The organism is Erwinia sp. Leaf53 (assembly GCF_001422605.1).
Taxonomy (GTDB): domain Bacteria; phylum Pseudomonadota; class Gammaproteobacteria; order Enterobacterales; family Enterobacteriaceae; genus Erwinia.
This window is the reverse complement of the sequence record NZ_LMLK01000006.1, coordinates 34,896-59,345: the sequence shown is the minus strand read 5'-3', so window position 1 is coordinate 59,345 and position 24,450 is coordinate 34,896. Positions and strand designations below refer to the sequence as shown.

The following is a 24,450-nucleotide window of genomic DNA, read 5'->3' as shown; positions in this document are numbered from 1 at the left end:
ACTTTTCTTCAGAATGATGGTGGTGAGAGAGGGGTTCGAACCCTCGATACGTTGCCGTATACACACTTTCCAGGCGTGCTCCTTCAGCCACTCGGACACCTCACCACAGTTTTTCCGCCAGCCTCACCGGCTAACGGAGCGCTACTATAGGGATACGCCCGTAACGGGTCAAGCACTATTTAATCACGTGATTCCGTTCGCTTAAGCTGTGTACAGGTGGCCTGGGGGCACTTCGATCCCGCCGACGGTTGCGGCGACTTTCGTTGGTTATCCGTCACCACTGTGCCCGGCTGACAGGCGTTTCTGGTTCACGATCACCCAACGACAGGCAAAAAAAAAGTCTGAGCTTTCGCTCAGACTTTCTCTTTAAATATGGTGGTGAGAGAGGGGTTCGAACCCTCGATACGTTGCCGTATACACACTTTCCAGGCGTGCTCCTTCAGCCTCTCGGACACCTCACCAGAGTGTTGCCGCCTTGCGGTGGCAACGGGCGCTAATGTAGGGAAAACGACTGCGCCGGTCAACTGATTTTCCACGCTATTTCGATCGTTTAGTCAGTTTTAACCCACACTGGTGCTTAATCCAGCAACCTGCACGTGAGACGGTGCGCAAATCGCCATTTCCGCCTGCGCCGGCGGGTAAAAGATGCATAATAGCCGGTTTACTGTGGCAGAAAATACCGAGGTTAAAGATGGATCGCACCCACGCGGTTAACCAACCTAAGACGCCGGGCGGAACCGGCGCGCTGTTCTTTATTCAGATCTTTGCAACGCTCGGCTTTGCGGTGCTCTATTCCAGCCTGGTGCTCTACGCCACCAAACGCCTCGGCTTCAGCGAAGGGCAGGCCAACACCATGATGGGCGTGTTCGGCGCCTTTAACTACGGCCTGCACCTGTTTGGCGGCTACCTCGGCGGCCGTTTTCTCAGCAACCGCAATCTGTTTGTGCTGGGGATGGTGCTGCAGGTGGCCGGCTGCTGGACGCTCTCCGGTCAGAGCGCCGAAGGGCTCTACTGGGGGCTGGCGATGTTCCTTACCGGCAGCGGCCTCAACGTTACCTGCATCAATATGATGCTCACCCAGCGCTTTGCGCCGCAGGACCACCGCCGCGAGAGCGCCTTCCTGTGGAACTACGCCGGCATGAACCTCGGCTTTTTCCTCGGCTTTACCGGCGCCGGTTATTTTCAGCTCAGCGAGCACTATGAAGCGCTGTTCCTGTTTGCCACCGTCGGCAACGTGGTGGCGATCGTTATCTCGCTGCTGTGCTGGAAAATTCTGGCGGATATCGACACGCCGCTGCTGCAGGCCACGCCGCGCCAGTATCGCTGGCGCATGCTGACCGGGCTGGCGGTGCTGCTGCTGCTGGTGCCGGTGATTCGCCTGCTGCTGACCCACGCCGGCTTTACCGGCGGCTTTGTGCTGGTGGTGGGGGCGGCGGTGTTCCTGCTGCTGTGCCTGACCACGCTGCGCCATCGGCCGCGTGACGAGCAGCGCCGCATGAGTGCCTATCTGCTGCTGGCGCTGGGGGCGCTGGTGTTCTGGACGCTGTACCAGCTGGCCCCGATGGGGCTGATGCTGTTTACCGAACACAATATCAACCTCAACGTGCTGGGCATCCGCGTGGCACCGCAGTGGGTGCAGAACATCAACACGCTGGTGATCGTGTTCTGTGGTCCGCTGCTGGCGCTGGGCTTCCGCAACCTGCGCGAGCGCGGCTGGCGCATTGATATCCCGCTGCAGTTTGCCGCCTCGCTGTTCTTCATCGGCCTTGGCATGCTGGTGCTGCCGCTCGGCATCGCGCTGGCCGGCGGTGACGGCATGGTGGCCTTTCAGTGGATCGTCATCAGCTACGTGCTGCAGAGCCTCGGCGAGCTGCTGATCTCACCGATCGGCTACGCGATGATCGGCCGGCTGGCCCCGGCGAAATATCAGGGGGTGATGATGGGCTGCTGGATGATGGTCACCGGCGTCGCCTCGGTGCTCTCCGGCTACGTTTCGGCGCTGATGCCGGAAAACAGCGGCAGCACGCCGCTGCTGACCAACCCGGGCTACAGCCACATCTTCAGCCTGCTCGGCTGGGGCAGCGCCGCGGTCGGGCTGGTGCTGGTGGCGCTGATCCCGCTGCTGCGCCGCCTGATCCAGCAGGTCGAAACGCCATAACCTGTCGGGGGCAGCTCGCTGCCCCAGATTTCCCTTGCCAGCGGCGACGTTTTAACCGAGCCTGTTAAAAAAACAGGAGAAAAAACGTGGATATCCTTTTTTACCATCCCTCTTTTAAAGCCGATAAATGGATTGACCTGTTACAGCAGCGCCTGCCCGGCGCGCGCGTGCGCCAGTGGCTGCCCGGCGACGATCGCCCGGCCGACTATGCGCTGGTGCGCAACCCACCGCCCGAGATGTTAAAAGGCCGCCGCCTGCGCGGCGTCTACGCGCTGGGGGCCGGGGTGGATGATATTCTCGAACAGCTGCGCCAGCACCCCGATATGCTCGGCGAAGGCGTGCCGCTGTTCCGGCTGGAAGATACCGGTATGAGCCTGCAGATGCAGGAGTATGCCGTCTACCACGTGCTTGGCTGGTTCCGCCGGTTCCCGGAGTACCAGCAGCAGAAGCGCGAAGCGCTGTGGCACCACCTGCGTAACCACCGCCGCGAAGAGTTTACTATCGGCCTGCTCGGGGCCGGAGTGCTGGGGGCCAGCGTGGCGCAGAGCCTGCAGGCGTGGGGCTTCCCGCTGCGCTGCTGGAGCCGTTCGCCGAAGCAGATTGACGGGGTGACCAGCTTCCACGGTGACGCGCAGCTCGGTGAGTTTCTCTCCGGCACCCGGGTGCTGATCAACCTGCTGCCCAACACGCCGCAGACCGTCGGCATTATCAACCGCGCGCTGCTCGGCCAGCTGCTGCCGGGCGCATTCCTGCTTAACCTGGCGCGCGGTGCCCACCTGGTCGAGGCCGACCTGCTGGCCGCGCTGGAGGCCGGTGAAGTCAGCGCCGCGGCGCTGGACGTGTTTAACCACGAGCCGCTGCCTGTGGAACACGCGTTCTGGTCCCATCCTGACATCGCCATCACGCCGCATAATGCGGCTGTAACCTTAAGAGAGGAAGCTTGCGACTACATCACGCGTTCGATTCTGTTGCAGGAACAAGGTGAGATGCCGTCCGGCCGCGTCGATCTGAGCCGCGGCTACTAACAGCAGGCGGGGCGGCGAGCGCCCCGCAGAAAGGAGATAACATGTACCCGGTCGATTTACATATGCATACCGTTGCCAGCACCCATGCCTACAGCACGCTGCGCGACTACGTGCTGCAGGCGCAGACCTGCGGCGTTAAGCTGCTGGCGATTACCGATCACGGCCCGGATATGGCCGACGCGCCGCACTACTGGCACTTCGTTAATATGAAAATCTGGCCGCGCGTGATTGACGGCATCGGCGTGCTGCGCGGGATTGAAGCCAACATCAAAAACCTGCAGGGCGAGATCGACTGCAGCGGCCCGATGCTCGGCTCGATCGATATTATCGTTGCCGGCTTCCACGAGCCGGTGTTCCCGCCGCAGGACGAGGCCACCCACACCGAAGCGATGATCGCCGCGATGGCCGGCGGGCTGGTGCACATTATCAGCCACCCCGGCAACCCGAACTACCCGATCGACATCCGCGCGGTAGCGGAAGCGGCGGCGAAGTACGACGTGGCGCTGGAGCTGAACAACTCCTCGTTCACCACCTCACGCAAGGGCAGCGAACCAAACTGCCGCAAAGTGGCGGAAGCGGTGCGCGACGCCGGCGGACGCATCGCGCTGGGCTCTGATTCCCACACCGCCTTTACCCTCGGCCAGTTCGACCACTGCCTGCGCATTATGCAGGAGGTCGACTTCCCGCAGGATCGGGTGCTCAACGTCACGCCACGGCGGCTGCTGGACTTCCTGGAAATGCGTACGGGCAAGAAGATTGCGGAGTTTGCGGCGTTCTGAGTGGTTTTGAGTGAGCAGCGGTCGATCGGAAAAGGGGGCCGCTGCCCCTGCGTGTATTAAACCCACACTTTACCTGATAAGCCCGCACCACCTCATTGCGCGGCTTCTGCCCGCAACGCGGCCTGTACTGCCGGGCGCGCACTGATACGCGCCATACAGGCAGATAACGCGGGCCAGTCAGTCAGTTCAATGGCGAAGAATTTACACCAGCTCAGTACGGTAAACAGGTAGGCATCAGCCACGCTGAACGTCGAACCCATCAGATACTCTTTTCCACACAGCGCGTCCTGCAGGAAATCAAACCGCCTGAATAACTTTTCACGGAAAGTCGACCTGACTTCCTCAGGCAGCGCTGCGTTAAACAGCAGCGCCGAGCCCGCATGGATTTCACTGGTGATATAGTTCAGCCACTCCTGCAGACGCACCCGCTGCCAGCTGCCTGCCGGAGGTGCCAGACCACGTTCCGGTTTAAGGTCGGCGAGGTACTGCACGATGGCGGGTCCCTCGGTCAGGATCTGCCCGTCATCCAGTTCAAGCGCAGCAACATAGCCCTTAGGGTTAATGATGCGGAAATCACGCCCGTCAGCGGTGAGTTTGCTCCTGTTGTCCACTTTGATCGGCTCAAACTCCAGCCCGAGTTCGCGCAGCACGATATGGGGTGAAAGCGAACAGGTGTCCGGGGCGTAGTACAGTTTCATCATCTCTCCGATAATATGCAAAATGGTTTAACAACCTTCATCGTAATCCTGAATACACTGTGCTTTAGGTGACTCAACCTGTAAAATTAATGATTCATAATTTAGCTATTAGTTGAGCTACTGATACGTATGATGAATCTTTTGCACTGGCGCTTACTGGTCGCGGTGGCAGACGCCAGCAATATCTCGCGCGCCGCGGAAGAGGTGGGAATGACTCAGTCAGGCGCCAGCCAGGCTATCGCCCAGTTAGAGGCCTCACTGGGCTTTCCGGTATTCACGCGCGAGCGGCGGTACATCGGCGTCACCGCGCTGGGTGAGCAGGTTGTTGAACAGGCAAGGAGCATGCTCGCGCGGCTGAATGCGATCCGCCTGCTGGCCGATCAGAGTCGGGGTTTGCAGGGGGGCCGTATTCGCCTGGCCAGTTTTCCCTCAGTAACCTCAACGTTGTTGCCTGGGCTGCTGCGCGACTTCAGGCGTCAGCACCCGGGAATTGAAGTGGTGGTGCTGGAAGGCACGGACGAGGAGGTTGAACAGTGGCTGGCGGCAGATACCGTTGAGCTGGGCGTGGTGATGAACCCCCCGGCGGGGCGATCGCACGTCCTGTTAGGAGAGGATGCCTGGGTGGCGGTTATGCCCGCCCATCATCTGCTGGCCCGTAATGCAAAGGCTGGCGGTATTACGCTGGCGGAACTGGCCGGGCAGCCCTTTATTCTTGCGACAGGCGGATGTGTGGTTAACGGTGAGAGTCTGATGGAACAGGCGGGTTTACACCTCTCTGACGTACGCGTAAAAGTCCGCGACTGGATCAGCGCCTGCCTGCTGGTGCGGGAAGGCATGGGCGTGGCGTTGGTACCCGAATCTGCACTGCCAGCGGTAGTGCAGGGCTTGTGCGTGGTGCCGGTGACACCGCCGATACAGCGGAAATTTGGCCTGGTCTGTTCGCTATCCGGACAAGCTTCGGCTGCCACGCAGGCTTTACTGAAAGGAGTGGGTAAAGAGGGGAGGTGGACAGAGTCAAGGTGATAATTTTGTTATCCTGATAATCCCCCCGCTGCTGGCAGTAGGTTGACCTCACAACGCTCAGTGGGTGGCTATAAGCGAAGTGCGGTAATTGGCTACTATGGACACGGCCAGGCTCAGGCTGGCGTATTTCTTCTGGAGCGCTTCAAGGCCTGCGTATCATGGCGTGTGGCCACAATGGCTGGCGGTATTGACGACCACTATCACCTTGCCCGCGTAGTCGCTCAACGATGGTGACCGTAAGTTGATAAGAGGGGCCCATAACGGGATCCTCAAGGCAGAAGCAGATCGACATCGGTATTGCCGCATAGCACGTTGTGGTCGGTGCACAGGGCGTAAGTCGTGGCAAACAGAAACCACTCTTTAACAAGTGGCAGGCATCAAAGATGCATATCGTGACGAGTTTTTTCAGGTATAGTATCCTTTATTTAATAGTGATTAAAGATTATACAGCCACATATTAAATCAACCTGGGTTATGTATAAGGTGTCGAAATGGAAAAAATATCTTTAGACAGGCTTGCAGGTATAATAGCCTTTGCAAGAGTTGCATCTCTGGGAAGTTATACGGCCGCCTCTCGTGTACTTTCTATTTCGCCGTCAGCTGTCAGTAAGAGCATATTTCGACTTGAGGAGAGACTTGGCGTTAAACTATTCAATCGAAGCACCCGCTCTATCACGCTTACTCCTGAAGGCGCGGATCTATACCAAAGAGCGTTAAGGCTTTTACGGGAAGCTGAAGAGATAGAACAGGCAGCTTTTTTGGCAAGAGACAAACCTTCCGGCATTCTACGAATCACCGCTCCCTGTTCACCAGGAAGCTTGCTATTAGCGCCAAAACTGGCTGAATTCAGGTCAAGATTTCCTGATCTAAAAGTTGAACTTAGGCTTAGTGATGCTTTTACAGACCTGACAGAGGAAGGGATAGATATTGCAGTTAGAATCGGACCTACGGGTGATTCAAGACTGATAGCAAAGAAGCTTGGACCTAATTGGGTATGCCTCTATACCTCGCAGCAGTATATTAACCGTCACGGAATGCCGACGAGTCTTGAAGAACTTAATAAACATGATTTAGTAAGTGTCAGGTTGCAGAGTTCGGGTCAGATCCTGAAGTGGAACTTTAATATAAATGGCGAACAGGTTGAGTATCTGCCGGAAGGGAAAATAATTGTTAACAGTACCGATGCTGCACTGGCGGTGATAAGAAGTGGCGGAGGGATAGGGCTCTTACCTGCTTACATTGCTAGCCAGCATGTAAGAGTGGGCGAGTTAATTCCCGTAATGAGTGAGATTCGCAGCCTACGGAATGATTTTATCGCTTACTGGCCTGAAAGTAGGCGTGGAAACCCAAATGTCAGAGTTTTTGTTGATTTTTTAACTGAGGTTTTTCCACAAAAACTTCCATGGGATACGATTTAATAAGGTTTAATATACAACATTTTTGAGGGATTTATAAATGGTTATACAATAACCATGTGAATAAATTTAGAAAGTTAATCTAAAGAGTGAGTGTTGTGATGCATCGCTGATGCACTACATCTCTCTTGCTCATTAAATGAAAGCTGACTTGATAGCCGATGGAGATGCGGCTGCAGGGTGATAAAAATTCCAATCCTCGGTCGGCCTTTAATAATTATAGTGCTATTATTTTTGCCAAAAATAGTTTTATGATTCTTTTCTCTACAGAAAGGTCTTTATCCTTCATCAATATGCGATAGTGTTTCTTTAAACGCCAGGGTAAAGATTTGAATTGTTTATATCCCGCCGCCTTATTGTTTATATTGCTGATATAACTATTTATTATTGAGGAGATTTCGACAATCAGGTAATAAGCATCTAATGGTTTTCTCTGACAGGAAATAATGCGTGGATATAATTTAAATATGAAAGTAAATGAAATTTAATAACCTACTGAAAGTGTGTATTTTTAGTTCTGTTAAGTTCGGCCCATTGATTACATTCGATTTGTGACATAGGGTTGAAACTGAAAGGAGCTCAGCCGCGCACGCCAGGATGTTAGAATCATCCTGTAGCAAGAAGAAACGGAAGCTTTGCGCGATTTTTGGACGAGATACACGCGATCGTCTTTTTTAACGTCATAATTACTATAGTGAGATAAAAAATGAACAGAAGGAAATTTCTTCTCTCAGGAAGCGCATTAGCCGGGGTATCTGCAGTTGTAGGTGTAGCCAGTGCAAGAGAGGCCGCCGTCAGCCCAGGTACGGCAGGCAGAAAGGTGTCAGGCACTGCAAAGAATGATGTTGACCAGTATATTGTGAATAAGGATGACGCAGTCTTCATTTTTGCAGATCTGCATCCTGATCTCATCGCTTCGAGCAATACGATGAGTCCAGAGTCCCTTTCAGCCAATGCAGGAGGTCTGGCGAAAATATCACGCGCGATTTCTGCACCTGCTCTTTTCTTAACAGTACCAAGAGATGGTAAACCCGGCGAACTGATCGCGCCGCTGAAACCTTATGCCAATGCGAATAACACTATTTACCGGCTAAACGCGGATCCTTTTCAGGTACCGGCTATTGTAGATGCGATAATAAAAACAAATCGCAAGACGCTGATCGTTTCCGGATTTACAGCCGAAGTTGCTGTGCTGTTAACCTCTCTTGGGGCCTTACGCAATGGCTACAGAGTGTTCATTCCTGTTGACTGCACGGGTAACCGCTCTGAGCGGACTGAACAGGCAGCATTAAAGCAGGCAGAGCAGGCGGGAGCTGTACTTACGTCATTAGCCAGTGTGGCCGCGCAAATTGCACCAAATTTTTCAAAAGAACCGGGTACCACTATTCTGTCGGTTATTCTGGATGCGGAAGTTTAATCGACAGAATAATTAATTCCGGGGAAGATGTTTGCTTTTAAATTTAAAAGTAACGCTTTCCCGAATTAATAATTGAAAGACACCATATTTGATAAGAGTCATGTTCTTTTCACTAGTTGCATCTTATCACGTAGTTAGTGTGTTGCACCGTATTAACGGTGTAGGAGATTAGTTAGGTTTTTTTAATTTAACTCCTTATGGTAATGACGGAACTGGTAAAATGAAAAGTTTGTTTAACGAAGAATCAACGACGGATGATGTGCTCAAGGGAATTAATCTTGAAGGGAAGAGAGTCCTGATTACTGGCGCATCGGGAGGGATTGGTCTGGAAACTGCACGGTCTATGGCTGCGCATGGTGCAGACATTTTATGTGCAGTAAGAGACATGGGCAAAGCCCGAAACACGATGCAGGTTGTCAGAGATACAGCTCTGATGTCCGGAAGCTGTTATTGGCTGGTCAATGGCTGGCGGGCTGGGACAACGACTGGTTCTGCGGCGGCCCGGTCTGCTTAGCGGACTTGTCCTTCTGGATGGTTACAGCGGTGAAAACCGATTCCCGTCGACTGACACATGGTTTGACAATGGCCCGATAAGCCGGACGGCAGAAGTAGTCAGGAGTCTGACTGAAAATAGCATTCCGCTGCTCAGCATAAACAGCGCCGCTGGCCATATTTCCAATGCGGGTCATGCCGGGGAGCTGAATGAAACGCTGGTTGAAAAAATTCATCGCAGCAAATGGTCATGCGACCAGCATCTGGTTGCCAGATGTTGGTATTAATGGCAACGGGCATATGATGTTCTTTGAAAGCAACAGTGATGAGATTGCTTCGCTGGTTGTAAAGTGGGTCAATGACAACGTAGGCAGATGATCCTGATCTGACTTCCAGGATGCATAACCCCCAGGATGTTAAGACGGGGATGGATTATGCTTTTTCTGAAGATTAAGGCATCTCATCTGTTGCTGAATCAGCTAGTGCGCGGCAGAAGCCCTCGACGTTCTTTATGGCCAGCAACCCGCCAATAACCAGTACTATTGCGCTGACGAAAAACGTGCTCTGATAACCAGCCGAGTCAAACACCACGCCGCCAATAGTTGAGCCGAGACCAATAGATAGCTGAACAACGGCGACCATCATTCCTCCCCCTGCTTCGGCGTTGTGAGGGACATGAGCGAGCCATGTCCACCATCCGACAGGAGCCGCCGTTGCAATTGAGCCCCATATGGCGAGTAGCAGTACCACTAACGTTATGTTGTAAAAGGGATCGGTTACGATGAGCCGCAGCTGCGGCTGCAGAAATCTGTAATGGGATATCAATAGAGGCCCTGTTCATCCCAGAATGTACAGTGATGTGCGTCAGAGAAATGGCCTGAAACCATACGGGCTTTAGGTAGGGTGAATATCATGTAGTTATCCGACTGCGTGCTGTAGCGGGGCCAGTTCTGCTCACGTGAGGGCATATTCGTCATAGCTGAGAAGTAACTCACCATTTCCTGCGATAATTTTTCCTGTGCAGGATTCAGACTGACATGAACGTCGCTCCCGCCTCTAAAGCCCGGGAAAAGGTAGGCCAGCTCAAAGGTATGAGCCGCCAGCAGTGGAAATGTGGTGGGGCCAACATACGATGGGGCGGTACGATCGCTGAACTCATAGGCATACACAGGGATTTTATCCGCCAGCGTCCTGTTGAGCGCACGTGCCGGACACGAGAACATGCTGTCCGTGACGGCTGACGCAAACGCCTCGCTGGGATTGTCATAATTTTTGAGCGGATATTCAGCCATAACCCGGTTTTTCAACGCGCTCCCGTACTGACGGCCAATCCAGTCAGAATAGTCACTTTCCTGTAAGGCTTCTCCTGTCAGTAACTCAGGTAAAGCAACGAAGAAACGACCTTCATCACGCGTAGTGCCATTAATCAGCGTAACGTGGTTAATTTTGCCGCTTTTGTAAGCATCCGCTGGATGAACGGGTAGGGTCTTACCGTCAATGATAAATTCGTTCAGAGCGAATGATGGCTGAACGTCCAGGATCCGCTTTGTCGGTAATTCACGTAAGCAGGTGGCATCTTCAGGCTTGCAGCCGAGTGCTTTGGCGAATTCAGTACCCGTTTCACGTGCGACATCAAGCGGAAGCGGGGAACCAAAAGCAGGGTGGCGAGACATGATGCCTGCACCGCTCATTGCCACCACATGCTGGAACAGACCTGCCGAACGCGGGGCCGCTATATGCGCCATAACGCTGTTACCGCCTGAGGATTCACCTGAAATAGTGACATCTGATGGATCACCGCCGAAGGCAGAAATATTTTTCTGTACCCAACGTAGTGCCGCCTGCTGATCCATCAGTCCGTAATTACCAGACTCGTGCCCTTCTGAATCCAGCACCGGAGTGGATAAAAAACCAAAAACACCCAATCTGTAATTGAGCGTTACGACAACGTTTTTTCCCTGCTTAACCAGTTTTGACGGATCATAATCACCGCCCTGGCCAACCTGAAGCGCTCCTCCATGGATCCACACAAAAACAGGCAGCTTCTTATCACTTACCTGGGCTGCTGCCGGGCGATAAACATTAAGATAGAGGCAATCCTCATTGCCACCCGCCCGTGCGAACACACCCAGATCTGCATTCTGAGCACAGCTGGATGCCAGCGTATTGGCTTTAATGGTAACGGACCATGGTTTGACCGGCTGTGGTGGTTGCCAGCGCAACTTACCTACAGGGGGAGCCGCATAAGGAAGGCCAAGCCAGGCACTGATACCGTCAATGACTGTCCCCGTAACCGGCCCAGAGGATGTTGTGACGCTGGGTGCACTCTGTGCCATAGCGTGCGTTGCCATCATAAGACCAGCAGAGATAATCAGGGCTGACGCGGTATTTATAGGTTTTAGCTTTCGATTCATATCGAACCTCATAACAGGCATATCGTATAAAACGTAATGATAGAGGTATTCTTATAATTAAATTAGTATCTCAATAGTGGATGCTATCATGTAGAATTTGCATTAATCAGGCGAGATAAAGCACAAGCTGGTTTCGACCTGTTCATCATTGTTACTGAAAGGAGAGGCCTTACTTTCCGTTAAACTTTGCCCAAAGGGAGCATAATGGTCCGGAACAATATCAATGACCTGATAGCTTTTCTTGCTGTAGCCAGGGAGCGTAGCTTTACCCGCGCCGCAGCGAAAATCGGTATTTCTCAGTCTGCTCTTAGCCACACCATTAGAAATCTTGAAAAGAGGCTGGGTGTACGTTTACTGACCCGAACAACTCGAGCTGTTTCTCCTACAGAAGCGGGCGAAAAACTATTACTGGGGATCGGCCCGCATTTTGACGAAATTGAAGTGCAGCTTGATGCGCTTAACGAACTTAAGGATACGCCCTCAGGCACCATCAGGATAAACGCGCCGGATTACGCTATCAGCTGCGTGATCTGGCCCAAATTGCAGGACTTTTTGCTGGCCTATCCGGATGTCAAAATTGAGCTGATGCTGGATAACGGTCTCTCGGATATCGTCACCGAGCGCTATGATGCAGGAGTTCGAATGGGGGAGCAGTTGGCCAGGGACATGATCTCTGTACGCATTAGTCCTGATTTTCGCTTTGCTGTAGTAGGCTCAGTTTCCTATTTTAGCAGAAATCCTTTGCCCCTTTCTCCGCAGGATCTCACCAGTCATACCTGTATAAACTACCGTTTTCCTACCTCCGGAAGTTTGTATGCATGGGAGTTTGAGGACGATGGTAAGGATATTAAGGTCAGGGTTGACGGTCAGGTTGCATTTAACAACATCTTTCACGTTCTTGATGCTGCGATTGCAGGGCATGGACTTGCTTATGTGCCTGAAGAAATCGCACTACCACACATCGGGAGTGGTGATCTGGTTCGGGTGCTTGAAAAATGGTCGCCATATTGGGATGGCTTTTATCTTTACTACCCCAACCGGCATCACGCCTCACCCGCCTTCAGGGCGCTCACTGAAGCCCTTCGTCACCGTTAACCCGCGACTTTTGTTGAATCCTGTGGGCCTGAATTGCAGGGTTCTTTTGTTCCTGGAAGATAAAACATGCCGTTCTTATCAGAATCCGTTACTCCTGGGCATCCTGGCCTGCCGGGTGAAATACCGGAACTGCCTCCGTCTGAACCTCTTCGTCCGTCGGTACCGGGTTTACCCATAGCCCCACCATCACCAGCAACCCCTCCTTTTCCTCCCGCTCCACCATTTCCAGCACTTACAGAAAAAGCGACAAGCGCGAGAATACAGACCAAAAGGCGTTATACCCATATGTGCATCTCAATCATTGAATAGTCTTATGCTAGCGACATTAATTTACTACGCCAGATATTTAAAATTGCAAAGTTCGAACTACCGCAACGCCCGGATTTCAAGTGCAGCAAGGATGGCGGCTTCCATCTTCTCCGGGGTGGTAAAGGGGGCAAAACGCCTGAGCGGTTTGCCGTCGCGCCCGATCAGGAACTTAGTGAAGTTCCACTTTATCCGCCCACCCAGCACGCCGGGCAGGGCGTTTTTCAGATAACGAAACACCGGATGCGCAGCGCGTCCGTTGACCTCCGTTTTGCCGAACATCGGGAAGCTCACGCCGTAGTTGATATGGCAGGTCCGCGTAATGTCGTCAGCGCCGCCCGGCTCCTGCTTACCAAACTGGTTGCAGGGGAAGCCCAGCACCACCAGGCCCTGGGCGGCATATTTCTTGTAGAGCGCTTCAAGGCCTGCGTATTGTGGCGTGAAACCACAGTGGCTGGCGGTATTGACGACCAGAACCACCTTGCCCGCGTAGTCGCTCAAAGAGACAGGCTGGCCGGCCAGGCTGGTGGCCGTAAGTTGATAAAAGGGACTCATAACGGGATCCTCAGGGCAGAAGCTGTTCGATGCCGACTTTACCACGCAGCGCGTTGCTGTCACATTCCCGGCTGGAAAATCGGGTGATACGGCATCGAAGGCAGGTATCTGCATCAGTGATATGATATGTATCTCAATAACATCCTGATGGTATCCATGGCATCTCATGATTGAAACCCGGCTTCTTTTCCAGTTTATCGCCGTTGCAGAAGAGCTGCACTTCAACCGGGCCGCGCAGCGACTTAATATGGCGCAGCCCCCCCTGAGTCAGGCTATTCGCAGGCTGGAGCAGGAGATAGGGGTTTCGCTGTTTTCGCGTACAAACCGCAGCGTGTCGCTTACGCCTGCGGGAGTAAGTTTCCTCGAATCCGCGCGAGAGGTGTTGCGTACTCTTGATGAGGGCGTTGAAAAAACACGTCGCGTGTCGCAGGGAATTGAAGGCCACCTCACCCTGACCTTTATCAGCATTGCCGGTTATGTCCCCCTGCTGCGCGCACTGAGAAACTTTCGTGCTGCCTATCCGGCCGTCACCTTCACAATGCAGGAGGCAACGACTCAGGAGCAGATTGAAGCGCTTGAGCAGGGACGCGCGGATTTGGGATTTATGCGCCCGTCAGGCAGAAGTGCGCCTGACCTGCGTTTCGACTCCCTATTGCTTGAGCCTGTTGTTATCGCTCTGCCTGCCACACACCGCCTTGCTCATTGTCGAATCATTCAACTCTCAGCACTTCAGGATGAGCACTTTGTTTCGGCCCCGCGCCATCTCGGGCACGGTTTTCATGACCAGATGATGCAGCTCTGCGAAGCCGCAGGATTCAGACCTCACATTTCACAACAGGCCCGCCAGCTGCAGACGCTCGTGGCGCTTGTTGCCAGCTGCTTCGGCGTTGCACTGCTGCCCGCCTCACTGGCGCAGGAGGCGCGGGAAGACGTGATATTCAGGCCGCTCGAAGTCGATGCACCGGCAGAACTGCAGCACACAGAACTGCTGATGGGGTGGAATGCGCGATCGGACTCCCTGATCCGGGACAAATTAATCGAGGAGATACGCAGGGCCATGCAGCTTTGACTGGATTGAGACGACACAGATATTATTAAGCTACAAATAAGATATTTTACTGACTGCTTGAGCTATCCCATCATTGGGACATTCTTGTTCACGGAGATTCAGCATGAGTCATAAAAACCAACCTGCAGATGCGCTTTTAAAGGATAAGGTCGCGATCGTCACCGGTGCCGGGCAGGGGCTGGGACGCGCATACGCGCAGTTATTGTTAGATCACGGTGCGCGGGTTGTTATCAGCGACCCTGGCACCAACCGGTCGGGTGAAGGAGCCACTGAAGATGTGATCGCAGAAGCTGTTCGCACCCTGCGCGCCGACAGCGGGCAACTGCTTTCACACAGCGGACGCCTGGATAACGAAGCGTGCTGCAGGGAGCTTATAGCGCTGGCGGTAACAGGGTTTGGTAAACTTGACATCCTGATCCACAACGCAGGCTGGGTGGACTACCAGCTTATCGAAGAACAGGATGAAGACTTCATTGAGCGATCCGTTGCCATCAACCTTCGCGCACCGATCTGGTTGAGTAAGTGTGCCTGGGCATACCTTAAGCACTCCTCTTCCCCGCGAATCGTGTTTACTACCTCCGATCGTGCCATGTTTCAGCGTTATGCGCAGCCCGGCCTTGTGGCTTACGCTGCGGGCAAGATGGCTCAGATAGGTATCATGAATGCCCTGAGCCAGGAAGGCGAACAGCATGGCATTCTGGTTAACAGCATCTCTCCGGTTGCCAGAACGCGCATGTGGGGGAGTGCGCAGCCCCCGGTTGACCTCAAACCGGAGTGGGTAGCCCCGGGAGCCCTTTACCTGGCGAGTCCGTTGTGTCAGGACACGGGCTACATCCTGCGTGCCAGCAATGGTCAGTTCACCGCAACACGTTTTTGTGAGAACCCTGGCGTTGTTTATCCCACCGATCTGACGCGTGTCGAATGCGAAAGCGTGGCGGACATTGCCCGTCAGTGGCAGCAGATAAAAGAGTCCTGAAATGGCTGATAATTACGGTTTACGCCGCATTGCCAGCGTCGGCGCTGAGCTCGGCGAAAGCCCGGTCTGGAATAACCAGAGCGGTGTTCTGTATTTTGTGGATATCACTGGCGGAAGGATAAATGCGTTGTTGCCCGACGGACGGTTTGCAACTGTTCATAAGTCAGCAGCGCGCACTGGCGCCCTGGCGCTGACCGACAAAGGCAATTTAATCTTCACTGAGGATGCAAGCGTTGCCATGCTCGACATCGGCACCGGTAACGTAAGCCAGATTCATGCAGGCGTTCAGGAGGGAGCGGGCTATCGTTTTAACGACGGGGCTTGCGATCCACAGGGGCGTTTTATTACCGGACTCATGCATGAGGGGCCGGAGCGCAAATCCGGTGCGCTGTACCAGTTCGATAACAGGGACAATGCCTGTTTAATCACGCCGGAGATTGCGTTGCCTAACGGGCTTGCATGGTCGGAAGATGGGAATACCCTGTATTTTGTCGATTCAGTTGCGTGCTCAATTTTTCAGGCAACCTATAACGCGAAGGGTATGTCAGAAAATATCAGGTTGTTTGTTAAAACACCGGCCAGGCTGGGACGCCCTGATGGTATCGCTCTGGATGAAGAAGGGGGGATATGGGTCTGTCAGTTCAATGGGGCATGTCTGTTACGCTATGACCGCAACGGATGCATGAGTGATTACGTGGCAATGCCGGTTCCGCGGCCAACCAGCTGCTGCTTCGGGGGAAAGGGGCTTGAGACGTTATTCATAACCACGGCACGTTTTGGAATGACGGCCGCGGAGCTGGTTAAATACCCTGATGCCGGAGATCTGTATGCCATTAATCCCGGAATTGCGGGTAATCCTGGATATCTGTTTAAAGAATAAGGGTAGAGCAGAAGGTGCCCGCTTCGTGTTGGCAATCAGAATGACTGGCGCACAGGGAATAAAGTCACTTCCTCACCCTACAGCTGTTATATACTTCGCGGCAATCCACCGCCGTCGGCCGTGCACAGTCGGTCACTCTGACCCTGATAACGTCCGGCCTGATGTGACAGTGTCACTCAATTTAACCGGAATCCCATTATGAACGAATTCTCCATCCTTTGCCGCATTCTTGGTTCGCTGTACAACCGCCAGCCGCAGGACCCGCTGCTGGTGCCGCTGTTTACCCTGCTGCGTGAAGGCAAGCTGCAGCAACACTGGCCGCTGGAGCAGGATGAGCTGTTAACCCGCCTGCAGCAGAACTGCGACCCGCAGCTGCTGGCCAGCGACTATAACGCGCTGTTCGTCGGCAGCGAGTGTAAGGTGCCGCCTTACGCGTCGCAGTGGGAGAACGGCCCGAAAGAAGCCGACGTGCGCGCCTTTTTATCCAGCCGTGGCATGCCGCTGAGCGATGCGCCGGCCGATCATATCGGTGCGCTGCTGCTGGCCGCCTCCTGGCTGGAAGACCAGTCGGAGGCCGATGAGTATCTGGCCCAGGTCACGCTGTTTGACGAGTATCTGCTGCCGTGGTGCGGTGCCTTCCTCGGTAAGGTGGAAGCCCACGCGGGCACCGCGTTTTACCGCACCCTGGCCGCAATCAGCCGCGAGGCGCTGCAGACCATGCGCGACGAGCTGGCCGAGCAGGAAGAGGGCGGCGAAGAAGAGACGGAGTAAGGGGGCAGGGATTACCCCCCATAATCCCCGCTGTGCCTTCCCGCCAGATGCAGGCTCTGCCAGCGCGGCAGCGCCGAGCCTAACGGCGAGGGACTCCGCGACCACAGCAGCGGCGTGCCGGGCAGCCAGAACGGCGAACGCAGCCGGGCGGCCAGGCCCCACCCGGTGAGCGCCAGCTCCTGCTCTTCGTCGGCGGGGCTTTGCGGCGGCAGGCCGCCGGGCTGTACGGTCGGCGGATAGGGGTGCTCCAGCAGCAGGCAGGCGGTGCGCGCCAGCGACAGCCGGGCGCTGAAGCCGTTGTGATGCAGCACGCGCTGGCGCATCCCCTCCAGCACCGTCGCCGCCATCAGGTAGCCGGTGGCGTGATCCAGCGCCTGTACCGGTAAGGGAACCGGCGCATCGCCGCCGAAACGCTGGCGCCCGGCATCCGCCAGTCCGCAGGCCATCTGCACCAGGCTGTCAAAGCCGCGCCGGTTGCGCCACGGCCCGCTCCAGCCCCAGGCGTTGAGGCTGACGTCAATCAGCCCCGGGCTCAGCTCCTGCAGCCGTTCTTCGTCATAGCCGAGGCGGCTTAACGCATCGGCCCGGTAGCCGTGGATCAGCACGTCGCTCTGGCTTAACAGCAGCTCAAACTGGCGACGTCCGTCGGCACACTTCAAATCAAGCCGCGCGCAGCGCTTGCCCAGCGTCACCTCCTGTTCCAGCACCGGCTCCTGCCAGTCCGGCGGATCCAGACGCAGCACGTCCGCCCCCAGCCCGGCGAGGAAGCGGCTGGCCACCGGTCCGGCAATAATCCGCGTCAGGTCAAGCACCCGCACGCCGTGCAGCGGGCGCGCGGGGGGCAGCGGCCAGCGCGGCGGCGGGCCGGCGGGCTGCAGGTTCTGTTCAATCAGCGCTTCACGGCCGACCGTGTGCCCGTGGGGATGCGCCAGCCACGCCGCTTCGCTGCGTAACGCGGCGGCGCAGCCCCCGGCGGCGACCACCTCCTCTTCCAGCGCGATGGCGTTTTGCCGCTGCAGCGTCTCAGCCAGCTGCTGCCGGTCGCGGTGCCGCCCCAGCACCTGCTCCATCGCCTCGCGGTGGTGTGGGGCGTTGGTATGCAGGCGGATCCAGCCGTCGGCGGTGGCGTAATCACCGGCGAAGGCGTCCCAGAGGGAGGGAAGCGCGTGGCCGATTGGCCGCAGCGCCTGGTGGAACCAGCGCGAAGCCAGTATGCCATCGATACGTGGCGGCTGTGGATTGCCGGTCAGGCTGGCGGCCGCCTGTGCCGCCAGCGCGATGCTGGTAGCCGCCAGTTCACTGACCGGAAACGCGGCGGTTAACGCCGCGTCACCGCTGACCTGCAGCGGCGGTAGTGGGGTGGTATCGTAACGTAAACCATGCCACAGCTGCTGCCACAGCGTGGTCATCAGCTCACTCTCCATGCTTCCCTCCTGATATTCAGTGAGAACGGTTGCGGCGGCGCGGCAGCCGCAGCCTGGAGAGGCGGGCATGCATGCGCAGGTTGCGCAGGTTGAGCACCGCAATCGCGGTGCCGAGAATCACCAGCAGCGCCCCGGCCACCTTAAAGCCGTTCAGGCTGTCGCCCAGAATGGTCACGCCCATCACCACCGCCAGCACCGGCGTCAGCAGTGAATAAGGCATGATCAGATTGACATTATAGTGGCGCAGCAGGCTGTACCACAGCGAATAGGCGACAATCGACGAGCCGATGGCGCTGAACAGAATGCCAAACCAGCCGCGCCAGCTTGAGTGTAGCAGTAATGTCAGCTGGTCGGATTCGGTCAGCCAGGAGGCACCGCCGACCATCGGGATCGCCAGGAACGACAGCCAGCCGGTCAGGGTCAGCGGGCCGATCGGCGGCGATTTTTTAACGATCATATTGCTGACGGCCCAGCCGAAGGCGCTGGTCAGCAGCAGCAGCAGCACCCACCCGCTGGAGATGGTCGGGCTGCCCGAAAGCACCACCACCCCGGAGAGCGAAACGGCAATGCCCAGCAGCTGTACCAGCTTCAGCTTCTCTTTTAACACCACCATCGCCAGCAGCATGGCAATCGGCGTGCCCAGCTGTACGATCACCGCCGCCGTGCCGGCATCGGTCAGGCTCAGGCTGACGAACAGCAGCGAGAAATGCATAAAGCCGAAGGTAAAGGCCAGCGGCAGCAGGTAAGCCAGCTGGTGCCGCGTTACGCGGGTAAAGGGCAGCAGAATCAGCGCCACCACGATAAAACGCAGCGTCGTCATCAGCAGCGGCGGCAGATCCTGCAGCCCCCATTTAATGGCGATGTTATTGAAAGCCCAGATTGAAACCACCAGCAAAACCAGGAAAAAATGACGCAGAGCCACCGCAGGATCCTTAAACGCGCAGAAAACGTAACAGTGCTTATCATGGCATGAAATGACGTCGCTGAGAGCCGAAACGGCACCTTTATTTCATTTTTTGACCCCTTCAGCGCCCGTGTGGCCGCCCCGGCCGTAGGGCGAGCAGGATAAGGTCATCGGTAAAAGTTATAAGACAGCTTTTCAACGACATGCGATTATTTAATGATGATTCGAATCTCACAAGGCAGGAGCCAGCGACCATGAGCGTGAAATTACCCTTAGCCATTATTCAACTGGAAACCCCGCCGCAGCCGGTCAGCCGCGAGGTGGGCGAACAGCGTCAGTGGTTCGTCGAGGCGCTGGCGCTGCGCGAGGGCGAGTACGTGGTGGTGCAGCCGCATCTCGGCGAACCGCTGCCCGATCCGGCGACAATCTCTGCGGCCGTACTGAGCGGCTCCTGGGCGATGGTCACCGATCATGCGGAGTGGAGCGAGCGTACCGCCGCGTGGATCCGCGTAGCGGTGCAGGCCCGGCTGCCGCTGCTGGGCGTCTGCTACGGCCATCAGCTGATGGCCTATGCGCTGGGTGGCGAAGTCGGCGATAACCCGAACGGCTGGGAGCGCGGTCTGCAGCAGCTGCACCGCGATGATGCGTGCGGCCAGGATCCGCTGCTGGCCGCGCTGCCGGGGAGTTTTTCCGCCTGGCTGTCGCACCGCCAGTCGGTGCTGACGCCACCACCGGGCGCACAGGTGCTGGCCGCATCGGAGCTGGAACCCTGCCAGATCCTGCGCTACACCCCCCATGCGCTGTCGGTGCAGTTCCACCCGGAGTTCACCGGCAGAATCATGACCGCCTGCCTGCAGAACAGCCTGCCCGCCAGCGAAGTGGTGAGCCTGATGCAGCACCAGCAGGAAGCCCGCTGGCCGCTGCAGCTGATGCGCGAGTTTCTGCTCGGTGAACAGCCGCAGGCGCTGCGAGCCTGATCGCAAATTAATGTAATGCAAACGGCATACAACGTTATTTTGTATGTCGTCTTCCTGTTAATTACATTGCTTATGACAACAATTAAATAAGAGGGGTAAATTCAGAACCTGTATTCAGAGGGGATTTGTATGACTGAGTTTACGCAATTTATCCTTTCCCAATACTCGACGTTATCAGTGGCATTTTTTGAAACTAAAGGCGTCGAGTATCAGGTTAAGCTGCAACGCATATCTGCCGGGAATCTGTATGATTCATCGGTAATTTTCCCAAAATACTATCAGTTCAGTGCGAGAGGCTGCTGGGAAGTGACCTTTGATTTGGCTGAAAATATTACTAAAAATACGCGCTTTCAGCCACCGGCTCAACAAAGCGTGTCACCGGTGCTGGTTCTCAGGAAAATAGAGAAGGTCATTGACGATCATTACCAGCAATATCGTGGAGGAATGTACGTCTTCAGCGCCGAAAGAAAAGCGCTCGCTGAAGTCTATACCAGAATTATTAACCGCAGGCTGGGTAAAGGCACCACGCTGGAATCTGGCTTAGACCCGGACAGGAGAGGATATGTCATACGCACGCAAACGTGTTACCAGAAGGAAAACTGAGCCCGTCAACGAGCGGAAATTGCGCAATGCAGCCCGACATGCAGAGATATGGCAGGCGTTCAAAAGAGGAGAAATTACCGGCACTATAAACACCCCTGAGGGCGTGAGAATTATACGTACCGAGGCGGAGATCAGAGAGATTTATAACCTGCCGCCGAAGCCTGCACCGCTGCTGAAGGAAGATTCACCAGGCAGCAATCTGTGCAGCAACGCACAGGATCCTGGCCGGCGTCCTTATCATAACCGCTCTGTTTTCCGACCCGCAGTAGGGGGCAGCCGCGGGTAGCATCACTTTCCTTACGCCTGCGTCACAGTTTCATCATCGCCTGTCTGACATTTCAGTATCGGTTGTTATTGTTAACTGTGAGTTATTCAATTGTTAACAATGGTTCGCTGCGGCGAGTGGATGATAAAGGGGAACGATGATGCGCTATGCCTATCCGGGAAACCACGATTCACTGATTACGCTGAAAAAGCATTACGGTAACTACATTAACGGTGAATTTGTCGCGCCGGTGAACGGCCTCTACTTTACCAATACCTCGCCGGTCAACGGCTCGACCATCGGTGAGTTCCCGCGTTCGGGTATTGCCGACGTGGAGAAGGCGCTGGATGCCGCCCACGCGGCGGCCGACGCCTGGGGGAAAACTTCGGTGCAGGCGCGTTCGCTGGCGCTGCTGAAAATTGCCGACCGGCTTGAAGAACATCTGGAAACGCTGGCGGTGAATGAGACCTGGGATAACGGCAAGCCGGTGCGCGAAACGCTGGCCGCCGACCTGCCGCTGGCCGTTGACCACTTCCGCTACTTTGCCGGCTGCATTCGCGCCCAGGAAGGATCGGCGGCGGAAATCGATGAGTTTACCGCCGCCTACCATTTCCACGAACCGCTGGGGGTGGTGGCGCAGATTATTCCGTGGAACTTCCCGCTGCTGATGGCGGCGTGGAAACTGGCGCCGGCGCTGGCCGCCGGTAACTGCGTGGTGCTGAAACCCGCCGAGCAGACCCCGCTGTCGATCACCCTGTTTGTGGAGCTGATCGGCGACCTGCTGCCGAAGGGCGTGCTTAACGTGATCCACGGCTTTGGTCGCGAAGCCGGTGAAGCGCTGGCGTCACATCCGCGCATCGCCAAGGTGGCGTTCACCGGCTCCACCGCCACCGGCGGTCATATCCTCGAGCTGGCGGCGAAAAACCTGATCCCGTCCACCGTTGAACTGGGCGGCAAGTCGCCGAATATCTTCTTCGAAGACATTATGCAGGCGGAAGAGTCCTTTATTGAGAAAGCCGCCGAAGGGGTGGTGCTCGGTTTCCTCAACCAGGGCGAAATCTGTACCTGCCCGTCGCGTGCGCTGGTGCAGGAGTCAATCTACGAGCCCTTTATCGCCGCGGTGATGAAGCGGGTGAAAACCATTAAGCGCGGCGACCCGCTGGATACCGACACCATGGTCGGCGCGCAGGCGTCGCAGCAGCAGTTTGATAAGATCCTCTCTTATCTGGAGATTGCGCAGAAAGAGGGGGCGGAAATCCTCACCGGCGGTGGGGTGGAAAAACTCGGCGAGGGTCTGGACAGCGGCTACTACATCCAGCCGACCCTGCTGAAGGGCACCAACAGCATGCGCGTGTTCCAGGAGGAGATCTTCGGGCCGGTGATCGGCATTACCACCTTTAAGGATGAAGCGGAGGCCATCGCCATTGCCAATGACTCTATTTACGGGCTGGGGGCAGGGGTGTGGACGCGGGATATTAACCGCGCCTATCGCGTCGGGCGGGCGATCAAGGCGGGGCGGGTTTGGACCAACTGTTATCACCTTTACCCGGCGCACGCCGCGTTCGGCGGCTACAAGAAATCCGGCATCGGCCGTGAAACCCATAAGATGATGCTCGATCACTACCAGCAAACCAAAAACCTGCTGGTCAGCTACAGCGTGCAGCCGCTGGGCTTCTTCTGAGGCCGTGACGGCAACAGAGTGAAAACTGATAAGTCATCAGGCCGGGAAATCCCGGCCTGATTATTATTTCACGCAGATATTTTCGGCCCGGCAACGATTTAGCTATCCTGCACTGAGGCAACCATCATATTTTTCCTGAGCCTGAGCCTGAGCCTGAGCCTGAGCCTGAGCCTGAGCCTGAGCCTGAGCCTGAGCCTGAGCCTGATTCCGGCTAACCCTGCGTCACCGGTTCCGCTTCCGTTTCCTCCCCGGCGTTCTGCGTCATCAGCTCTTCCGACACGCGCAGTTCGGCCCCTACCGGCGTCATCTGCGTCAGCGGTTCAAACGGTGCTACCGGCACCGGTGCCGGCCGTTCGTTGCGCCGCCAGATAAAGAACAGCATCAGCGCCAGGTGCAGCAGGGCCAGCACCCAGAACAGCGCGCCGGTACCCGCTGCCGTCATGACCGGAGCAATACTCAGCGGGCTGACCGCCGCTCCCAGCGAATTGACCAGCAGCATTCCCTGAATCAGCTTCACCATGGTATCCGGCGGTGCGAAGTCGGCCGAGTGGCTGACGGCCACCGGATAGAGCGAGAAGATGCCGCCGCCAAGCAGAAACAGCGCCACGGCCAGCCCGGCCGGGACGGAAGCCAGCGCAAGGATAGCCAGCGACAGCACGGCGCAGAAGGCGCACAGCGCGATCATCACCACCTGACGGCTGGTTCTGTCCGACCAGCGGCCGACCGGATACTGCAGCAGCATTGCCCCCAGAATCACGCTGGACATCATATAACCGACGTAATCAACCGACAGACCCTGATGCTGCAACCACAGCGGCAGCAGCGTATAGACCGCCGCAATCGCCACCCCGGAACCCAGGCAGCCGGCAACGCCGGAGGGCGAGCTGCGCAGCAGCTTACGGGCGGAGGCCGGTGCCACCGGTTCGAGCAGCGGTGAAACGCGGGGGATCATAACCACCGGCAGCACCGACAGTGAAGCCAGAACTCCGGCGATAAGGAACGGCTGGGTCACCCCCAGGCTGTCGATCCACCCCAGCGCGGCCTGCCCGCCGGCGCCGGAGCCGTAAAGGGCGATCATATACAGCGCCAGCAGGCGGCCACGGTTCTCCTTATCTGCCGACATCAGCAGCCAGCTCTCAATAACCAGATAAACGCCAACCGAGGCCCAGCCACAGAGTAAACGCAGGGTGAACCACATCCAGGGATCGAAAATCAGCCCCTGCAGCAGGATGGTCACGGCAATCAGCGAGGCAAAGCTGCTGTAGGCACGAATATGCCCGGTGCGGGTAATAAGACGATCGCTGAATATGGCTCCCAGCGCCAGCCCGATAAAATAGGCTGAAGAGACCAGACCGGTCAGGGTTACCGGTACGCCTGCCGCGTCGAGCCGCAGTGAGGTCAGCGATGAAATAAAGCCATTGCCCAGGCTGATAATCAGCAGCCCGAGGATTGGCCCAAGAATAGCAAGCAGCAGCTGGCGGGACATGACGACTTCCTTATAGCGCAATGGGTGGCGAACGTCG

The 24,450-nt window shown here is 56.1% G+C and carries 22 protein-coding genes, 2 tRNA genes and 2 pseudogenes; 16 read left to right on the top strand and 10 right to left on the bottom strand.

Translation table 11 applies throughout. From position 1 onward, the window contains the following. Positions 1 to 17 precede the first annotated feature (17 nt). Together ASF13_RS07205 and ASF13_RS07200 are read right to left on the bottom strand one after the other, a co-directional pair. Positions 18 to 105, bottom strand: a tRNA-Ser gene (locus tag ASF13_RS07205). Between the two features lie 268 nt (positions 106 to 373). Beyond that, positions 374 to 461, bottom strand: a tRNA-Ser gene (locus tag ASF13_RS07200). Positions 462 to 691: 230 nt separating this feature from the next. Here ASF13_RS07200 and ASF13_RS07195 point away from each other — a divergent pair. The 3 genes from ASF13_RS07195 to ASF13_RS07185 all read left to right on the top strand — a co-directional run bounded on the left by ASF13_RS07195 (position 692) and on the right by ASF13_RS07185 (position 3,962). Then, a complete protein-coding gene (locus ASF13_RS07195) occupies positions 692 to 2,158 on the top strand; it encodes a peptide MFS transporter (protein ID WP_056234133.1) in 1,467 nt (488 codons plus the stop codon). 86 nt (positions 2,159 to 2,244) lie between these two features. Continuing rightward, entirely contained in the window at positions 2,245 to 3,183 is a 939-nt protein-coding gene (ghrA, locus tag ASF13_RS07190; RefSeq protein WP_056234131.1) for a glyoxylate/hydroxypyruvate reductase GhrA, read from the top strand. A 41-nt stretch (positions 3,184 to 3,224) separates the two neighbouring features. Next, positions 3,225 to 3,962, top strand: a complete 738-nt coding sequence (locus ASF13_RS07185) for a phosphatase (RefSeq protein WP_056234128.1) — start codon at positions 3,225 to 3,227, stop codon at positions 3,960 to 3,962. A gap of 92 nt (positions 3,963 to 4,054) precedes the next feature. Here the strand turns inward: ASF13_RS07185 and gstA are convergent, their stop codons facing one another. Beyond that, the gene (gstA, locus tag ASF13_RS07180) at positions 4,055 to 4,660 is read right to left on the bottom strand and encodes a glutathione transferase GstA (protein WP_056234297.1); all 606 of its coding nucleotides are present in this window, start codon (positions 4,658 to 4,660) and stop codon (positions 4,055 to 4,057) included. A 129-nt stretch (positions 4,661 to 4,789) separates the two neighbouring features. Between gstA and ASF13_RS07175 the strand changes: the two genes are divergently transcribed. Then, on the top strand, positions 4,790 to 5,683 hold the full coding sequence (locus tag ASF13_RS07175; protein ID WP_200929774.1) for a LysR family transcriptional regulator: 894 nt from the start codon (positions 4,790 to 4,792) through the stop codon (positions 5,681 to 5,683). A gap of 159 nt (positions 5,684 to 5,842) precedes the next feature. Here the strand turns inward: ASF13_RS07175 and ASF13_RS25290 are convergent. Continuing rightward, positions 5,843 to 5,989: pseudogene (locus tag ASF13_RS25290) on the bottom strand (hypothetical protein); the annotation flags it as partial. A gap of 185 nt (positions 5,990 to 6,174) precedes the next feature. Between ASF13_RS25290 and ASF13_RS23360 the strand changes: the two are divergent. The 4 genes from ASF13_RS23360 to ASF13_RS24255 all read left to right on the top strand — a co-directional run bounded on the left by ASF13_RS23360 (position 6,175) and on the right by ASF13_RS24255 (position 9,385). Continuing rightward, on the top strand, positions 6,175 to 7,101 hold the full coding sequence (locus tag ASF13_RS23360) for a LysR family transcriptional regulator (RefSeq protein ID WP_072166321.1): 927 nt from the start codon (positions 6,175 to 6,177) through the stop codon (positions 7,099 to 7,101). A gap of 703 nt (positions 7,102 to 7,804) precedes the next feature. After that, a complete protein-coding gene (locus tag ASF13_RS07170; RefSeq protein ID WP_082502309.1) occupies positions 7,805 to 8,515 on the top strand; it encodes an isochorismatase family protein in 711 nt (236 codons plus the stop codon). Between the two features lie 220 nt (positions 8,516 to 8,735). After that, on the top strand, positions 8,736 to 9,029 hold the full coding sequence (locus ASF13_RS23355) for an SDR family NAD(P)-dependent oxidoreductase (protein ID WP_072166320.1): 294 nt from the start codon (positions 8,736 to 8,738) through the stop codon (positions 9,027 to 9,029). A gap of 188 nt (positions 9,030 to 9,217) precedes the next feature. Beyond that, entirely contained in the window at positions 9,218 to 9,385 is a 168-nt protein-coding gene (locus tag ASF13_RS24255) for a hypothetical protein (RefSeq protein ID WP_156365566.1), read from the top strand. Between the two features lie 72 nt (positions 9,386 to 9,457). On the opposite strand, the pseudogene ASF13_RS25285 reads toward ASF13_RS24255, so the two are convergent. Together ASF13_RS25285 and ASF13_RS07160 are read right to left on the bottom strand one after the other, a co-directional pair. After that, positions 9,458 to 9,772 (bottom strand): annotated as a pseudogene (locus ASF13_RS25285) (hypothetical protein); the annotation flags it as partial. Positions 9,773 to 9,828: 56 nt separating this feature from the next. Beyond that, a complete protein-coding gene (locus ASF13_RS07160) occupies positions 9,829 to 11,421 on the bottom strand; it encodes a carboxylesterase/lipase family protein (protein ID WP_162237184.1) in 1,593 nt (530 codons plus the stop codon). Between the two features lie 204 nt (positions 11,422 to 11,625). On the opposite strand from ASF13_RS07160, the gene ASF13_RS07155 reads away from it, so the two are divergent. Next, positions 11,626 to 12,516, top strand: coding sequence for a LysR family transcriptional regulator (locus ASF13_RS07155; protein WP_056234116.1), 891 nt, complete (start codon positions 11,626 to 11,628; stop codon positions 12,514 to 12,516). A gap of 366 nt (positions 12,517 to 12,882) precedes the next feature. Here ASF13_RS07155 and ASF13_RS07150 read toward each other — a convergent pair whose 3' ends face one another. Further along, positions 12,883 to 13,377, bottom strand: a complete 495-nt coding sequence (locus ASF13_RS07150) for a glutathione peroxidase (protein ID WP_056234113.1) — start codon at positions 13,375 to 13,377, stop codon at positions 12,883 to 12,885. Positions 13,378 to 13,543: 166 nt separating this feature from the next. Between ASF13_RS07150 and ASF13_RS07145 the strand changes: the two genes are divergently transcribed. The 4 genes from ASF13_RS07145 (at position 13,544) to ASF13_RS07130 (ending at position 17,073) form a co-directional block, all read left to right on the top strand. After that, the gene (locus tag ASF13_RS07145; RefSeq protein WP_056234111.1) at positions 13,544 to 14,446 is read left to right on the top strand and encodes a LysR substrate-binding domain-containing protein; all 903 of its coding nucleotides are present in this window, start codon (positions 13,544 to 13,546) and stop codon (positions 14,444 to 14,446) included. A 103-nt stretch (positions 14,447 to 14,549) separates the two neighbouring features. Then, positions 14,550 to 15,422: an SDR family NAD(P)-dependent oxidoreductase gene (locus tag ASF13_RS24765; protein ID WP_056234108.1), complete on the top strand. Its 873-nt coding sequence runs from the start codon at positions 14,550 to 14,552 to the stop codon at positions 15,420 to 15,422. Position 15,423: 1 nt separating this feature from the next. Continuing rightward, positions 15,424 to 16,302 carry an SMP-30/gluconolactonase/LRE family protein gene (locus ASF13_RS24760; protein WP_056234105.1) on the top strand — a complete coding sequence of 293 codons (879 nt, stop codon included), beginning with the start codon at positions 15,424 to 15,426 and terminating at the stop codon, positions 16,300 to 16,302. Positions 16,303 to 16,500: 198 nt separating this feature from the next. Further along, on the top strand, positions 16,501 to 17,073 hold the full coding sequence (locus ASF13_RS07130) for a molecular chaperone (RefSeq protein ID WP_056234103.1): 573 nt from the start codon (positions 16,501 to 16,503) through the stop codon (positions 17,071 to 17,073). A gap of 11 nt (positions 17,074 to 17,084) precedes the next feature. On the opposite strand, the gene ASF13_RS07125 is transcribed toward ASF13_RS07130, so the two are convergent. Both ASF13_RS07125 and ASF13_RS07120 read right to left on the bottom strand, forming a co-directional pair. Beyond that, positions 17,085 to 18,497 (bottom strand): CoA transferase, encoded by a 1,413-nt coding sequence (locus ASF13_RS07125; protein ID WP_056234100.1) that lies wholly within the window; start codon positions 18,495 to 18,497, stop codon positions 17,085 to 17,087. Positions 18,498 to 18,513: 16 nt separating this feature from the next. Then, a complete protein-coding gene (locus tag ASF13_RS07120) occupies positions 18,514 to 19,419 on the bottom strand; it encodes a DMT family transporter (RefSeq protein ID WP_056234099.1) in 906 nt (301 codons plus the stop codon). A 236-nt stretch (positions 19,420 to 19,655) separates the two neighbouring features. On the opposite strand from ASF13_RS07120, the gene ASF13_RS07115 reads away from it, so the two are divergent. The 3 genes from ASF13_RS07115 to ASF13_RS07105 all read left to right on the top strand — a co-directional run bounded on the left by ASF13_RS07115 (position 19,656) and on the right by ASF13_RS07105 (position 22,927). Continuing rightward, the gene (locus ASF13_RS07115) at positions 19,656 to 20,378 is read left to right on the top strand and encodes a glutamine amidotransferase (protein WP_056234096.1); all 723 of its coding nucleotides are present in this window, start codon (positions 19,656 to 19,658) and stop codon (positions 20,376 to 20,378) included. A 129-nt stretch (positions 20,379 to 20,507) separates the two neighbouring features. After that, positions 20,508 to 20,981, top strand: a complete 474-nt coding sequence (locus ASF13_RS07110) for a hypothetical protein (protein WP_056234093.1) — start codon at positions 20,508 to 20,510, stop codon at positions 20,979 to 20,981. A gap of 425 nt (positions 20,982 to 21,406) precedes the next feature. Further along, on the top strand, positions 21,407 to 22,927 hold the full coding sequence (locus ASF13_RS07105; protein ID WP_056234090.1) for an aldehyde dehydrogenase family protein: 1,521 nt from the start codon (positions 21,407 to 21,409) through the stop codon (positions 22,925 to 22,927). Positions 22,928 to 23,138: 211 nt separating this feature from the next. Here the strand turns inward: ASF13_RS07105 and ASF13_RS07100 are convergent, their stop codons facing one another. Further along, entirely contained in the window at positions 23,139 to 24,413 is a 1,275-nt protein-coding gene (locus ASF13_RS07100) for an MFS transporter (protein WP_082502308.1), read from the bottom strand. Between the last annotated feature and the right edge of the window lie 37 nt (positions 24,414 to 24,450).